Genomic DNA, 15,848 nt, shown 5'->3' with positions numbered 1-15,848 from the left:
TTTTAATTTAGATACAAGTAACAGTTATGAAAAAAGAACCCGCACTAACAACAGGCATTTCGGCCCCCGAAACTGTAGATAATTTCATGAAAGATCTTAAGCATCCGATGACGGATGTTATTAGTGAAATCCGCCGTTCTATCATGGCAACAGATAAGAATATAGGAGAAGGGATTTCATGGAATGCTCCCGTTTTTTTCTATTCAGGTAAGCTTCCCCCATTCAACCCTAAGGAGTATAAACGCTATATAGTTGGGTTCAATTTATTTAAGCAGGATGCGCTCAGGCTCATTTTTTTACAGGGTGCTGCCTTATCTGATCCTAATAACTTATTGGAAGGTGATTATAAAGATGGAAGAAGGATTATTACTATTACAGGAATAACTGACTTTAAAAACAAAGAAAAAGAATTAAAAAAATTCATCAGTGAACTAATAAAAATTATAGCTCATAATTAATTCATTTGTTAGTAAATACCCACTAAAAATAACAAGGCCACAAATTACTGATGTATAATTTGTGGCCTTGTTATTTTTTATATTGATGATTATTCGTTCACCAGAAAATATACAATTCTGCAAGTCTCTTTCTCTCCACCCGTTTCAATTCTTAGAACATGGTTGCCTTCCTTTAAGTTGTCGCCCAATATGAGGTACCAGGGCAGATACAGCCAGCTGCTCCATTGAGTATGTGTATTTTTCGTTTGTACAGGACCATTATCAATGCTATAGCTGATTGTACCCGCATCAGGACCTGAAACGATCCCAATACCAACCGTTCTTCCACTGAATGGAAATTCCACTACAGCATGAGCGCCTGACGACACTAACATTGGTACTTTTACGAAACCCTCTCTGGTCATTATACTATCTGTTGGTTCCCAGGATTCATTGATAGTAAAGTCTTTAATAATTTTTGCCTGATGAATATCTGCATACCGGCCATTCTGATAATTAAGCTTATCTGCAGGTTTTGGCAATTTAGCATCTACCAGTTTAACAGGAGATTGTTTACTAAATGCCTCATCCAACAATACTTTAATTGTATTAAAATAAATCTGCTGGCCAAATGGAGAAGGATGCAAGTCTTTAAAATCATCTTTCCAGGAAAATTCATGAGCATCGATTCTGGCAGTCACTTCTCTTGCCAGGTTTATAAATGGCAGGTTATACTTCTTTGCCATATCCTCATGTACCTGAATTTCCAGCGGCACTTTACCATTACGATAATCCGCCATTTTATCTTCATCTACGAAAGCCATTAAAACGATATTCATCTGAGGATTTACCGTCAATGCATGCCGGATTATGCCTTCCATCGCTCGTCTCTGCGTTACTTCGTTGGTTTCGTTTACATGGTCATTTACAGCAGCTTCCAGAAACAAAAGATCTGTTTTACCCAGATCTGCTACATCGCGCTGAAACCTGAAGGAATGTGGCAAGCTTCCCAAAGAAGGAATGCCGGCGTTATTGAACTTCCAACGGGTATGTGGATATGCGGCTCTGAGGTAATCTCCTACCTGATCGCGCCAGCCTGTCATATTAGTAATAGACCCACCAAGGAAAGTTACAGTCACCTGTTTATCTTCTTTTACATGATATAGGGTATTATTCAGATTTCCATAATTACTGATAAACCTATATTGTGCAAAGGAGGTTACGGAAACAACTGTACTAATAAGGAACAGGCAGATTTTTTTTAACATAACGCTAATTTATACCTCAAATTTAGAAGTTGAGGAGTGTATGACGTCCAATGAATTTGACATAGATTGATAGTATTTTAACCTTCAGCTACTCTCTTGCCAGTTTTCTGATTTCCAGGCAGGTAGGAGCTGTGCGGATAAATCCCTTGTCCATAAATGCTAGTACAATTCCGGTCATCCGCTTAGACCTGTTAATCCAGGGATGTGTACCAAATAATCCGGGGCTTGAATTTTCAATAAGATTATCATTGTTATCAGTCACATCTCTCCAATTTCCCAGGCCATAAAAGTTGCGGCTCTTTAATAATTGTGCCGGATATGGGGAGTACTCTATGGTTGCATTACCTATGTATCCTTTTTCTATTGCTTCAACGGCCGATTCGCTCAGCACTTGTTTTCCATTATAAGCCAATCCCTTGTTCATCATCATATCCAGAAACTTAATATAGTCGTTTCCGGTACTCCTGACGCCTCCTGCAATTTGGGGGTTAGAAGTAATACCATAATCGGTGTTGGTCATACCGCAGGGAGTAAATATTTTCTCTGCCGCCAGCATTTTCCATCCTTTTTTTGAAACGATCTCACAAATACGACCAGCAATTTGCATACTTAGTCCACCATAGCAGAAGTTAGTTCCGGGTTCGTTTTGCAGATCTACATGCATGGCAATCTGGTCTGTTGCCTGGGCTAATGAAATCAGAACATTGCTTTCATATCCCTGGGTTGAAGAGCCCGGAAATCCGGAAGTATGTGATAACAATTGTGCAATTGTTATATGGCCTTTATGATTGTTGGTATAGATACGAAGAAATTTGCCAATGGTGTCTGTCAAGTTTAACTTCCCTTCATCTACAAGGCTCATTAAAACGGCTGCCGACAACCATTTGGAACTGGATGCAATCAAAAGTTTTGTATTTCCATCATATTCTCCGAATCCTCTCTCATACACAGCTTTTCCTTCTACGTGTATTACAGTATAGCATTTACCGTTAAAAACGGTAGGTACTGAGTCTTTGAGAACAGCATCAATTTCTTTGTAGCCTTTGGAAACAATAACATTATTTTCCTTTCTGGTGCAGCAAGTCAGCAACGGAATAAACAATGTAAGTAACAAAACGCGGTTAATTGGCATATCAAAAAATTAAAAGTAGTGCGATATATCTGCATTGAAAAATGTTTACCGCAGCATTACCGCACACGATATAAAGTTATGGAAAATTAATGCAGTTATTAGCCCTTTATTATGTGAAATATTAGTGCCTCCTTCCTTTCTTGCACTAGAATAGTTTCCACGTAATTAACTCAGGCCCGGAAAAAGAAAACCCGATAGTAATTTCTAATCATCAATTGTTCCACACATGAAAAACAAGTTGTATTTTCTTCTCATTCTATCCATTACTTTATTATTTAGTTGTCGGAAGCAAGAACCCGATAATAAGCTTGCTCCGCTTACCGGCACTAAGTCAGGAGTTGTAGCATTAGGCTCCCCTGTTGGTGATGTTGTTGGAAAGATTACAGTGGGTTATCAGGGCTGGTTTGCCGCTATTGGCGACGGCTCCCCTATTAACGCCTGGTGGCACTGGACACAAAACTGGGGACAAGCCCCATCATCTTCCAACAACGGAATCAAATCCTGGCCCGATGTCAGAGATTATACCAACACCTATCAAACTGGTTGGGCAAATCTAAATAATGGTCAATCTGCTAAACTTTTTTCTTCCTTTAGCGACCAGACTGTAAACGTACAGTTCCAATGGATGCAGCAAAATGAAATTGATTGCGCTGCCCTCCAACGTTTCAATCCAAATGGTTCTGAAGGTCCGGTAAGAGACGCTATTACCGCAAAGGTAAAAACTGCTGCTGAAACCTACGGACGCAAGTTTTATATAATGTATGATGTGAGTGGCTGGACAAACATGCAGTCAGAGATCAAGACCGATTGGACAAACAAGATGTCGGCTTACACCTCTTCATCTGCATATGCCAAGCAAAATGGCAAGCCGGTGGTATGTATCTGGGGATTTGGCTTTAATGATACCAACCACCCATGGTCTGCCGCCGTGTGCCTGGATGTTATCAATTGGTTTAAAAACCAGGGTTGTTATGTGATAGGAGGAGTTCCTACTCACTGGCGTACAGAAACCAGCGACTCAAGACCTTCATTCCTGGCTACCTACAAAGCATTTAATATGCTTTCTCCATGGATGGTTGGCCGTATTGGTAATGTAAATGATGTAGATAATTTCTATACCAACGTTCAGCAGGCAGATCAGACCTATTGCAATAATAATGGCATAGATTTTCAACCTTGTGTATTACCGGGCGACTTACAGGAGCATCAGAGAGCGCATGGCGATTTTATGTGGAGGCAGTTTTACAACATGGTTCGGTTAGGTGCCCAGGGAATTTATATCTCCATGTTTGATGAATTTAATGAAGGTAATCAGATTGCAAAAACAGCAGAGACCTCTGCCTACGTACCTGCAGGATCTAATTTCGTGACTTTAGATGAGGACGGTACTTATTGCACCGCCGATTATTATTTACGACTGACCAGGGATGGAGGAAGAATGTTGAAAGGAACACTGGCATTAACGGCTGTTCGCCCTACTTCGCCAGGAGGAGGTAGTGGCCCCAGCATTCCTTATGGGCAGAGTATTACATTAAAAGGCAATAACAATATGTACGTTTGTAGCGAAAATGCAGTAAATCCTATGAACTGTAACCGCGCTGCCGCACAAGGCTGGGAACATTTTACAGTGGTGAACCCGGGAGGTGGCAAGGTAGTGCTGCAAAACAACGGTTACTATGTTTGTAGTGAAAACGGCATCCAGTCTATGAACTGTAACCGCACCGCAATTGGACCATGGGAACAATTTGATTGGATAGATAATGGAGATGGTACAATTTCATTACGTGGTAATAATGGTAAATATGTTTCCAGCGAAAATGGTACTATACCGATGACCTGTACAAAAACTACCATCGGAGCCACCGAGAAATTCAGAGTAAATCAATAAAAACTATTCAACCTTTTCCGGGTATCTTCCACAAACTATCGGGTTGGAAGGTACCCGGATTTCTTTTAGCCAGGAAACCCGTAACTTTATAGTATTAGTTCACCTAAGTGGAGCTGTCATGAGATCTATATTATTTATCATATTTATAATGGCTACGCAAATAGCCTGTCATAGTCAGACTACTAATAATAAACAAGTCATGAAGAACCCTTATTATTCACGGACGGATACCAACATATTGCATGTAAGCAATGCTGAGTGGAAGAAAATTCTACCCCCTGAGTTGTATGCCGTTGCACGGGAGAATGCGACAGAAAGGCCATTTACCGGCAAATATTGGGATGCCGATACAAAAGGAATGTATTATTGCGCAGTTTGCGGCAATCCCCTCTTTAAATCTGATGCTAAATTTGCCAGCAGTTGCGGATGGCCCAGCTTTTTTGAACCGGTAAGTAACCATAGCGTCATTTATAAAGAAGACCATACTTATGGGATGGATCGGATAGAAGTTTTATGTGGAAGATGTAATTCACATCTTGGCCATATTTTCGACGACGGCCCCCCTCCAACTCATAAGCGCTTCTGTATGAACTCCGTATCACTTGATTTTGAGCCAGAATGATCCTTCATCCTGGCTTTTTTATTTTTAAGAAAATTTTTTTAGTTCTTTTCGCAACTCATTCTCTAAATGATTGTTTATCCATGATACAATCTCAATCCGAAAATCCATTACAATCCTAAAAATTACCTTGAGAATGAGACAAAGCGCATATCTGATCAGAACCAACAGAAACGAATCTGAGGATCTATTTGTCGCCAACAATTCCTTACCCTTTTTCTGGTTAACCCTTATAAGTGAAAAAGACCTGGAACGAATCGACAACAACATCCAGCATTCTTCTGAACCTCCTACTATCAGGATCGGCAGACAGGCAGCCATTACCAACGGGCTTTCCAGCATTCCGTTTATTGAAGAATGCTTCCCGGACAGGTTAAGGTTGTATCAGGATTTCATATCATATCTCGACAAAAACCTGCTACCCGATGATGATATGGTCCTGGATGTTTTCTCACTGGCCCCCGAAGGAGGAACAACACATTTCCTGCAACAGTTAAAAGAAGAATTACAGGCAGTAGAAATGTATGATATCGAAAAAATTGAAGGTGCATATACCGACAATGACATTACAGCACTTATTGGCCACGGGCATTTCCCCGGTATTAATGTAGCATTGTATGAACAAACATTCATTCCAATAGATCCACTTTCAGGAGAAGAAGACAAAATTCAGGATGGACCTTCGTTAACTGCAGCTATTGTGATTATTCTTGCCGGAATTATTATTCTTTATGTTCCATGGCAGGGATATAAAAATGATGATATCAATCTTGCAGTAACCTGTTGTCTGATAATTTCACTGAGCGTTCTCCTATATGGTTGCAAACAATTGCTGGTGGCAGTAAGACATAAAGCCATCAAAAAAACTTTTCAACCGTAAGCCCATAATTCATAAGCAGGTTTTCCCGCTCTGTTCTGTTTAACTTATTATAAGTTAAGGCAGCGGTTATGCTTAGCCATGAACGGAGCTTCACCGACATGCTATTATTACATTTAATGATGTAATCATTTCCATTCATGAAAGAATTTTGGAAATAATTCGCTCCTTCGAAAACAATCATTTTCTTAATTACCCATTTATAGGAAAGTCTGAAAGAATTCCTTAATGTTTGATAAACATCAGGAATAGTATCATGTAAGTACAAATTACTGGTTTCAAACAAAAGCCCATCACTGAGATTCAGGAAGGCATTTTCGCGTTTAATTACATCATAGGCCACTCCTGCACCCGCCTGAAACCGATCATTTATTTTCAGGGAATAGCTTCTGTCATAAGTGGTAAGCCCCCAATAATAAAATCTGTCACTTCCCGTATTAACGCTAAAGTCTAACGCGGCACTAACATCATTATTCGTTAATGCATGGTTTTGCTTACCATAAATATAACTGGCACTGGTATTTAATGTAATTTTCTTCTTACTGATCTTAAAACCTAAATTATTATTCAGCAAATAGGCTGTTCCATCATTGGTTTTATTTATTGAACCCGTAGATCCATATTTTACATAATAATGGACAGAATCACTAAACTGCGCTAAAGATGTAACATATAAGCATAAACTGAAAAATAATAAAACTACTCTCTTCATCATCTTTTCCTATGATTTTTCAATTGAAATGTGCGGAGTCGATAAACTAACATGGTTAACCCGCTGCAAATATTCTTAAAAAATCTCTTTTTCCGCTATTAAAAACAAAGATTTTTGAAGACCTTTAGCCAAACAGACAGCTAAACCACGTAAAAAACAGCATATGTCGACACGCCGCAAATTCATATTACAAACGGCCCTAGGATTGGGAGCCGTAACGCTTCCCCGCATAAATGCCAATGCAGCCATTTCAAAAAAAGCCACAGGAGCCACTCTACCAGTAGGTATGGCCGGTTATACATTCGCCAAATTTAATGTAGAGCAGTCTATCTCTATGCTGAAGAGGGTGAACATCCTCAATCTCTCCATTAAAGACATTCATTTGCCATTGAATAGTACTGAGGAGAAGATTAAAGAAGTTACCGGTCAGTTTACCAGCGCTGGCATTGCCATCTACGCAGTTGGGGTAATTTATATGAAAACCCAGAAAGCCGTAGATGAAGCCTTTGAATATGCGAAGAAAGTGGGAGCACCACTCATCGTTGGTGTGCCAAATCCCGAATTATTAGACTATACAGAACAAAAAGTTAAAAGCTATAATATTAAAATAGCTATTCACAATCACGGCCCTGAAGATGCCCTGTATCCCGGCCCTAAAAGTGTTTATGATCTGATTAAAGACAGAGATCCGAGAATGGGGATCTGCCTTGATATAGGCCATGCTATCCGTGCGGGAGAAGAACCGTCACAGGCAGTACTGAATTATAGAAAAAGACTTTTTGATCTGCATATCAAAGATGTAAACGCCGCAACTAAAGACGGTAAAGCCATTGAAATAGGTCGCGGAGTTATTGATTTCGAAAAACTCATTGCAGCACTGAAGAAGATCAACTATCCTGGTGTTTGCAGTATAGAGTTTGAGAAAGATATGAGCGACCCGCTGCCTGGGATTGCTGAATCAGTGGGGTATTTCAGAGGCGTATTGGGGAAGTAAGGAATAAATGAAAAGCCTCAAGTAAAAAAGCCGCTTAATGAGCGGCTTTTTTACTTGATACTATGTGATGTAACATTTGATAAATTCCCTGATAAGGTTCTCCTTTTTCCATTCTCACAATATAGCTCCTACCAGAAGTATCTTTCAATACAAGGCGTGTAAAATCTTTCTTATTCATTACCTTATCTCTGAATTCCTCTTGCATAGCAAGGTTCACCTCCACTAATTCACAATAAGGTATAGCCAATCTTATTCCTTCTTTCTCTTCAATTATTCGAGTATTCGTTATCAATAACCAATTAGATTCATCTCGCTTAAAACATATTAACGGCTGCTCTTCCACTATAAGCAAAGATATTTGATTTAGGAAACTTTGTTTATTATCATCACTGATAATTTTAGTCATTGGTCCTTCCCCTCCTTTCCTCTTGAAAATAGATAATAAAACAGACGATTTGTTTTTAGTTTCTCCCATAGATTATATTTAGCCCCAAATGCAAAATTTAACTCAACAATCTAATTCTATTGCATTAATAAATAGAAAGATACCCGCTTTAACTAAACGAAATAACCCTTTAAAATCCAAATATTTCAAATAGTTCTTCCTTAGATAATTTCATTATACTAATAGAACATAAAAAATTGTTCCTATCCACACCTATCAAACAATTTTCAGAAACAGAATAATAGTTTAAATCATTTATACTCCAAAATATGCTTATTGATGTTTCAGATCGCAGTATTTGCATAGGCAAAGAAATCTCAGAATCACTATCTTCATCAATGTAACAATTAAAGAATTCATTGTTTATTGAAACTTTAGTTGAAATGTACCTATCCTCAAGTAATTTAACAGTATTATTCTGTATAGCTACTAAGGTAATTTCATACAATCTCTTAGTACCACTATCAAACCTAAATTCAATAAAATTCTCTCCAGAAATATTCCTCGCATAAATAGTTTCTGGCAATAGAACGTTTCCATTCATGCAAAGCGTAAATGGTATTGGATTCAATGAACTATAAAATCTAAGTTCACTAAATGGTACCTCATTATTTTTTTTAATCGATACTTTTAACACAACTATCTAAAGTGAATTTAATGCAGGTAATTCGCCTGTCGCTCTTGGAACTCCAAACATAAGTTCATTACCTCCTGAAAAATACATTTGTCTGTATTGAATAGCCCCACGGAACAACACATCATCAATTGCTGAATGTATAGCTTCTTGGTGACAACTTCTGAACGATAATAGAAATAGTTTAACAGAGCATAAATACCATATATTTATTGAAGTCCCTCCTACTATATCCTATTTCTGCTCAGCACAAATAAATTCCAGTTAGACCCTTTAACGTATTTTCTGGCCTATAAAATAAATTCATCTCCTAATCTTTTCTTTCAAACCAAATCACAAAACCATCTCTCTCTATTGTGAGTGAGTCAACAATTTTACGAAAAGCAATGTTAACATTTCCTTCTAACACTTCATTTATGCAATCATAATCCGGTTCAAAAACTATAACCCATCTTTTTTCAATTCCAATTAAGGAAGAAAATAGATCCAATAAAACATTATTTTTTTTCACCTTATCCACATTCACTGAAAGTTCGTTCACCAAATCATCAATTCCATCAATAATTGAGATACATTGCCATTGTTCGTTTTGAAAACTATCAGGCAATAATGAAATTATATGTCTGGGAATATTTGATCTAATTAATTTAAAATAATGAAACCAAGCTTCTTCCTGCCCTTGTGGAAATTTTTCTCCTTGCCATTCGTATACTGGTTGTTCAAACTTGATACTAGAGATTTTAGATTCTATTGGTAACAAAAATTCAAAACCTACATCCATTATTGTTATTATTATTAAGGAAATGGTACCGCTTTACCATATTGCCAATTACATCCATTAAGCAGTTACTTCCGTTGAATTTAATATAAAATACTTCAAAAACAAAAAAGGCCGCCTCTACAACGTAGAGACAGCCCTAAGTATTGAATCGTCACTCACTACTTTATTTTTATATTGCCGGCTGGTGCATCATCTCGTACTTCTTCTCCTGCATTACTTATAAGTACATCACCTACATTTAATGCTCCAAAAACTTCAGTTTTACCATTATCGGTACGTCCTGTTGTTACTGGCACCCATTTGGTTTTCTTATCATCTACCTTTATCACATACACCCCTTTTGTTGAATTCAGTACAGCGGAAGTAGGAACTACAAAGTTACTGCTACTGCTGTTAAGCGGCAGGGAAACTTCTACAATCATACCTGGCAGCAACTCTTTATTATCATTATGTACATCTATTTCGATATGCTGTGAGCGTAGCTTACGGTCTAAAGCCCCGGCCATACGAATTACTTTACCTTCGAATTGTTTATTAGCCAATGAAGCTACAGTAAATTTAATATCGCTACCGCTGGCCAGGTAGCTGATATACGTTTCAGGAACACTCACTACCAACCTCAATTTCTTTTGTTCCTGTAATGTAAAGATAGGCAGCTCAGATCCTTTACCAGATGGACCCACATAAGCACCTGCACTTACATTACGGGCGGTGATAACACCATTGAATGGAGCGCGGATTTCGAGGTAATTTCTATTATCTCCCACTTCCCTATGCGCGGCTTTGGCAGCATCCAATTGCGCCAGGTCAGATTTCTGACGGGCAAATGCCAGATCAAGATCATTCTGAGAAACGGTACCCGGAGTTTTGCTGGTTTCCAGCAAACGATCGTAGGTGGCCTTGCTCGACAAATAAATTGCTTCCTGTGATTTTAATTTGGATTCTGCACCGGATAATTGCGCATTCATTTCAGGAGCTTCCATAGTTGCCAGCAATTGCCCGGTCGACACAGTACTTCCAACATCCACATTCAGCTTCTTCACAAAGCTATTCACCTTTGCATATAAATCTACCTGCTGAAATGCTACCAGCTCACCAGGAATTCGGATTGAAGAAGTTAAATTGCTTTTTTCTAATGAAAACGCTTCTACTGCAGTTGCTACGGCAGCAGCAGGTTCATGTTTTTCATCTTTGGCACCGGAAGCTGTGCAACTGCTCAATCCAACTGCCACGCCTATAGGCAGTAAGAAAGAAAACAAGGTACGGTAACCGCTTTTCATATAATATACTTTATTAGCAATGAGATAATTATTATTTGTCATTCTTATGCGTTCTGTCCAAATGGAATATAATGTTCGCTTTCCTCGTCTCTGGGGTGCAAAGACACGCTCCTTGTAGTAGCTTTTCCTTGTGCCCATGCAAAGGCTAAAGGTAATATAAACAATGCTGCAAAGGTAGATGCTATCAGTCCACCTATTACTGCTCTACCCAAAGGAGAAGACTGATCACCTGCTTCACCCAGGCCGCTGGCCATAGGAATCATACCTACCACCATTGCCAGTGCCGTCATCAGAATCGGACGTAGTCGAAGTGCCGAAGCTTCAGTAGCAGACATCAACGCATCTCCATTAGTTTTACGTATTTGCTCCGCATTGGTTATCAATAATACCGCGTTGGAAATAGACACCCCTACCGACATAATCATACCCATATAGGATTGAAGATTCAGGGTAGATCCACAAATTATCAGCAAACCCAGTGAACCTAACAATACCGCTGGTACCGTTGCCAGTACAACTCCTGAAACTTTGAACGACTGGAAGTTAGCTGCCAGCATCAGGAAGATTACCACAATAGCTACCACCAATCCACTTTGCAAACTATCCAATGTATCTGTAAGCGTACTACTTAAACCAATTGTCTGAACAGTTAATCCACGCGGCAATTCTCCTAACTTGCCCAATGCTTTATTTACTTCTGTAGTAGCGGCACCCAAATCTTTTTTATTCAGATTAGCCGTTACGGTGAGTGTAGGCATTGCTCCCAGGTTATCTGCTTCTCCATAAGTGGTACCATCCGTAAAGGTGGCTACATCACTCAGAATTGGTCTGGAAGAATTCTTTAACAAAGGTATTTCACCAATATCATCTTTGCTGGCCATTTTACCTTCCGGAATCTGAACCTGTACGCTATAGGTATTGCCCGACTTCTCATCGATCCAAACATTCTTCTCTGTATACCGGGAAGAAGAGGTTGAAGCTACCATAGACCTGCTTATATCTGTCATATCTACTCCTAACTGTGAAGCTCTTACTCTATCGATATTAATTCCAACAGAAGGATATTTGGTAGATTGTCCGATCTGTACATCTCTGAGGTAAGGAATCTTTTGCAATTCAGCTACCACCATTTGAGCATACTTCTCATTCAGCTTCTTATCGCGGCCCGATAAACGTACTTCAATCGGAGTAGGAGAACCCTGACTCAAAATCTTATCAGTTAATTCGATAGGTTCAAATGATAATTTCATTTGAGGATTTATCTGTGCGGCTTTTTCTCTGATCTTATCTTTCAGTTCATCCAGGTTTACCTTATAATCTTCTTTCAGGGCTACCTGCAATACTGCTTCATGAGGGCCAGCCATCCACAGGAAGATAGGACTGGTAGAGAATTGTTGAGGATGCAGACCTACATATGCAGAAGTGATTTCAACATTTTCCTTACCAACAATATCGGCAATTCCCTGAGTAAGCTTAATGGTTTCTGATTCAGTATTTTCGATACGTGTACCTTCAGGAATACGCATACGTAACTGGAATTGTGAGCCATTTACTTTAGGCAATACATCCCGTCCAATACCCATCAGCAGCAAAGCAACAATAGCGCAGGTAATCACCAGGTACCCGGCTACAATTGGTTTGCGATAGGGCATCATACGGTTGATGAAGCGGAGATACCTGTTACGTAGTTTTTCGAATTGACTGATCTTTCCATCTCTGTTACTATCCTCTCTTTCAACCAATTCTTTTTTCTGACTCCATGTATTCTTTTCTCCGTTTGCCGATAGTCCTGCTGCTGCAAATTCTTCAGCATCCGTGAAATTACGGCCACCTGGAGTTTTATGGTGTTTTACTTTCATTACCCAGTTGGCCATAACCGGCACAAATGTTTGGGCAAGAAAATAAGATATGATCATACTAAATCCTATTGCCAAAGCAAGAGGCAGGAACAAGGAACCCGGAATACCGCCCATAGTAAACGCCGGTGCAAATACCGCGAGGATACAGAACAAGATCAGCAATTTAGGAAAAGCGATTTCCTGGCAGGCATCCCAGATAGCCAGGGCCTTGGGTTTACCCATATCCAGATGCTGGTGTATATTCTCAATGGTTACCGTACTTTCATCTACCAGGATTCCAATTGCCAGCGCTAAACCACTTAGCGTCATGATATTGATCGTCTGGCCGAATAGGTTCAGGAATAATACTGCTGATATAATAGAAGTAGGAATCGTTAGAATTACAATCATCGCGCCTCTGGCATCACCCAGGAACAACAATACCATGAGCCCCGTAAGAATAGCTCCTATGGCTCCTTCAGTTAAAAGGCTTTTAACTGAGTTCATTACATAGGTAGATTGGTCGAACTCGTAACTCAACTTAACATCTTCCGGTAGTTGAGCTTGTATTTTGGGAATTGATTTTTTCAGATTTTGAACTACTTCCCAGGTAGAGGCATCTGCACTTTTGGCAATACTTAAGTAAACAGAGCGGCGTCCATTCACCAAAGCATATCCGGCAGCCATATCGGCACCATCTTCAACAGTAGCCACGTCTCTGAGAAACAGATTTTTCACATCCCCTTTGAAGAGTGGAATGTTTTCAAAATCTTTAACGTTGCGAATGGTTGTATTCGCAGGTGTGATAAAGTTCTTATCTCCTATTCTTACGTTACCTGAAGGGGATGTTTGGTTATTTAGTCGCATTGCTTCCACCAGCTGATCAGGGGTCAGGTTATGCTGACGTAGTAATACCGGATCTGCTTTAATAACGATAGTACGGACGTTACCACCAAAAGGAGGCGACGATACTAATCCCGGAATTGAAGTAAAGGAAGAACGAACATACACATTGGCCAGGTCCAGTAATTCGTTATTAGTACGTTTATCGCTGCTCAGTACCAATTGTCCGACAGGTAAGGTAGAAGCATCGAAACGGATGATGAAAGGCGGGTTAGACCCGGGTGGGAATACCGCCTGAATCCTGTTAGAGAAGGCACTTACCTCAGCTGCAGCCTGGGCCATATTGGTACCAGGGTAGAAGTTGATCTTCATTAGGGTAAGCCCCTGAATATTCTTGGTTTCAATATTCTTTACACCATTTACAAACAGGAATATATTGATATACTGTTTTGCAAAGAATGCTTCCATCTGTGTAGGCGTATACCCGCCGAAGGGGTGAGATACATAGATAACCGGCATATCCAGCTTAGGAAAGATGTCGACCTTAATCGTATTCACCGCTTTGATCCCGAAAAAGAACAAGCCGGCAACCAGTACCAGGATCGTAATAGGTTTTTTAAGGGCAAAACTGATTAAATTCATGATGGTTGTATATTGATGAAAAAGCCAGCCTGGCTTCCGTTTAACTATAGCGTTGATTCTACTTTTCGAAAATGCTGAAATCTCCTGCCGCAGCAGCTTTCAGCAAAAGTGCCTGCCATACATTACTGTAGGCAATATCCCTGTCGGTTTGGGCGCGGATCAGTGCATAGAGCGACTGCGTCACATCCACCAGGTTAGTTAGTCCGTTCCGGTAGAGGACCGACTTCTGCAAGTATGCATCGGAGGCGGCTTTTACCTGAACGGGAACTTCATTATAATTATCTAAGGCATTTTTGATTTTTACATCAGCCAATGCAAGTTGCGCGTGGATTTGCTGATCTGCCAGTTCATACTCGTTTTCCAACCCTTTACTAATAAAGGTTTGCGATTTCACTTGTTTAGAAATTCTGAATGGTTGGGAAATGTTCCAGGTAACTCCTACACCAAATAAGTAGTTACTGCGGGTAGGTTTTACTCCATCCCAGTATGATTGGGTGAAATCGTGTTGGTTTTGCATATAATTATTGCCGAATCCTGATCCTCTGGTTTGCAGCAATCCTACTAATGAAAATGCCGGATAATAAAGTGTTTTATAATACCTGGATTGTTCATCGCTTAAGGCTATACGACTTTTATAATATTGCAGAAGCGGGTGATTGTCTAATACCTCCGGAGTAACCGGAATAATCGGAATTCGTGCAACATAGGAAGTATCGAGTATCAGATCTTGTGGTGCAATACCCATTAATTGGGCAAGCAGGTTACTTTGTTCCTGTTCGAAATCCTTAGCTTTTGTAAGGGCAATTTTAGCGCTCGAGTATTCTGCATTAGCCTGCGATGAGTCTACACCTGCTATAAGTCCATTTAACACCCGGGTTCTGACAATATGCCGGATCGTATCGGCTCTGTTCAGATTATCGAGGTACGAACGGGTAAGCTGGTGTGCAGCAACCAGGTTTAAATAAGTAGCCGCTACTTTGATCTTGTGCTTAAAAATCTCTTGTTGCCAGTCTTTATCGTTCTGAGTAGCGGCTGCTACTGCGGTTTTGATCTTTTCTTTAGCACGACCGAATGCAAAGAAATCCCAGTTAATATTGGTTAGATAGAGTGCCCCGAATGCGGCATTCCAGTTCTGCTGATCGAGAGAAGGACCGGCAGATGCGGCACTTAGGCCACCAAAGCCGTAAAGTGGGCCATTCTGGCCATTAATTGTACCATAATCCTGCTGAGCACCGATATTGAAGTTTGGCAGATATTCTCTGCGGGCTTGTGAAACTAACTCCTTTGAAGCGGCAGTATAGTTGGCCTTCGCTTTGATAATCCCATAGTTGGCAATAGCGGTGTCAATAGCCTGTTGAAGTGTAAAGACCTGTTGTGCGGACGACCCATAATTTAATAGCAACGGTAATACCAACAACAGCAAAAGTTTCTTACTCCACATGAAAAAGATATTTTTGT

The 15,848-nt window shown here is 39.9% G+C and carries 14 protein-coding genes; 5 read left to right on the top strand and 9 right to left on the bottom strand.

What is annotated here, in order from left to right:
• Positions 1 to 26: 26 nt before the first annotated feature.
• Complete coding sequence (locus DVR12_RS19890) at positions 27 to 458, top strand: DUF1801 domain-containing protein (RefSeq protein ID WP_116977552.1); 432 nt, start codon at positions 27 to 29, stop codon at positions 456 to 458.
• A gap of 89 nt (positions 459 to 547) precedes the next feature.
• Here DVR12_RS19890 and DVR12_RS19885 read toward each other — a convergent pair whose 3' ends face one another.
• Complete coding sequence (locus tag DVR12_RS19885) at positions 548 to 1,705, bottom strand: SGNH/GDSL hydrolase family protein (protein WP_116977551.1); 1,158 nt, start codon at positions 1,703 to 1,705, stop codon at positions 548 to 550.
• A gap of 88 nt (positions 1,706 to 1,793) precedes the next feature.
• Positions 1,794 to 2,837, bottom strand: coding sequence for a serine hydrolase domain-containing protein (locus tag DVR12_RS19880; protein ID WP_116977550.1), 1,044 nt, complete (start codon positions 2,835 to 2,837; stop codon positions 1,794 to 1,796).
• Between the two features lie 226 nt (positions 2,838 to 3,063).
• Here DVR12_RS19880 and DVR12_RS19875 point away from each other — a divergent pair, with 226 nt between their 5' ends.
• The 3 genes from DVR12_RS19875 to DVR12_RS19865 all read left to right on the top strand — a co-directional run bounded on the left by DVR12_RS19875 (position 3,064) and on the right by DVR12_RS19865 (position 6,224).
• The gene (locus DVR12_RS19875) at positions 3,064 to 4,725 is read left to right on the top strand and encodes a lectin (protein WP_116977549.1); all 1,662 of its coding nucleotides are present in this window, start codon (positions 3,064 to 3,066) and stop codon (positions 4,723 to 4,725) included.
• 118 nt (positions 4,726 to 4,843) lie between these two features.
• Positions 4,844 to 5,347: a peptide-methionine (R)-S-oxide reductase MsrB gene (gene msrB, locus DVR12_RS19870; RefSeq protein WP_116977548.1), complete on the top strand. Its 504-nt coding sequence runs from the start codon at positions 4,844 to 4,846 to the stop codon at positions 5,345 to 5,347.
• A gap of 133 nt (positions 5,348 to 5,480) precedes the next feature.
• On the top strand, positions 5,481 to 6,224 hold the full coding sequence (locus tag DVR12_RS19865) for a hypothetical protein (protein ID WP_116977547.1): 744 nt from the start codon (positions 5,481 to 5,483) through the stop codon (positions 6,222 to 6,224).
• On the opposite strand, the gene DVR12_RS19860 is transcribed toward DVR12_RS19865, so the two are convergent.
• Positions 6,202 to 6,936, bottom strand: a complete 735-nt coding sequence (locus tag DVR12_RS19860) for a DUF481 domain-containing protein (RefSeq protein WP_116977546.1) — start codon at positions 6,934 to 6,936, stop codon at positions 6,202 to 6,204. The two genes, DVR12_RS19865 and DVR12_RS19860, sit on opposite strands and share 23 nt — an antisense overlap.
• A gap of 160 nt (positions 6,937 to 7,096) precedes the next feature.
• On the opposite strand from DVR12_RS19860, the gene DVR12_RS19855 reads away from it, so the two are divergent.
• The gene (locus tag DVR12_RS19855) at positions 7,097 to 7,927 is read left to right on the top strand and encodes a sugar phosphate isomerase/epimerase family protein (RefSeq protein ID WP_116977545.1); all 831 of its coding nucleotides are present in this window, start codon (positions 7,097 to 7,099) and stop codon (positions 7,925 to 7,927) included.
• 34 nt (positions 7,928 to 7,961) lie between these two features.
• On the opposite strand, the gene DVR12_RS19850 is transcribed toward DVR12_RS19855, so the two are convergent.
• The 6 genes from DVR12_RS19850 to DVR12_RS19825 form a co-directional block, all read right to left on the bottom strand.
• Positions 7,962 to 8,402 carry a hypothetical protein gene (locus DVR12_RS19850; protein WP_116977544.1) on the bottom strand — a complete coding sequence of 147 codons (441 nt, stop codon included), beginning with the start codon at positions 8,400 to 8,402 and terminating at the stop codon, positions 7,962 to 7,964.
• Positions 8,403 to 8,502: 100 nt separating this feature from the next.
• Complete coding sequence (locus DVR12_RS19845; protein WP_147323494.1) at positions 8,503 to 9,009, bottom strand: hypothetical protein; 507 nt, start codon at positions 9,007 to 9,009, stop codon at positions 8,503 to 8,505.
• A 307-nt stretch (positions 9,010 to 9,316) separates the two neighbouring features.
• Positions 9,317 to 9,787 (bottom strand): hypothetical protein, encoded by a 471-nt coding sequence (locus DVR12_RS19840; RefSeq protein ID WP_116977542.1) that lies wholly within the window; start codon positions 9,785 to 9,787, stop codon positions 9,317 to 9,319.
• 158 nt (positions 9,788 to 9,945) lie between these two features.
• Positions 9,946 to 11,067 (bottom strand): efflux RND transporter periplasmic adaptor subunit, encoded by a 1,122-nt coding sequence (locus DVR12_RS19835; protein ID WP_116977792.1) that lies wholly within the window; start codon positions 11,065 to 11,067, stop codon positions 9,946 to 9,948.
• A 44-nt stretch (positions 11,068 to 11,111) separates the two neighbouring features.
• Entirely contained in the window at positions 11,112 to 14,390 is a 3,279-nt protein-coding gene (locus DVR12_RS19830; RefSeq protein WP_116977541.1) for an efflux RND transporter permease subunit, read from the bottom strand.
• 58 nt (positions 14,391 to 14,448) lie between these two features.
• Positions 14,449 to 15,831, bottom strand: a complete 1,383-nt coding sequence (locus tag DVR12_RS19825; protein WP_116977540.1) for a TolC family protein — start codon at positions 15,829 to 15,831, stop codon at positions 14,449 to 14,451.
• Positions 15,832 to 15,848 lie beyond the last annotated feature (17 nt).

Origin of the sequence: Chitinophaga silvatica (genome assembly GCF_003419895.1) — a bacterium.
Taxonomy (GTDB): domain Bacteria; phylum Bacteroidota; class Bacteroidia; order Chitinophagales; family Chitinophagaceae; genus Chitinophaga; species Chitinophaga silvatica.
Note: the sequence above shows the minus strand (reverse complement) of the source record. Positions and strands in the feature narration are given on the sequence as shown.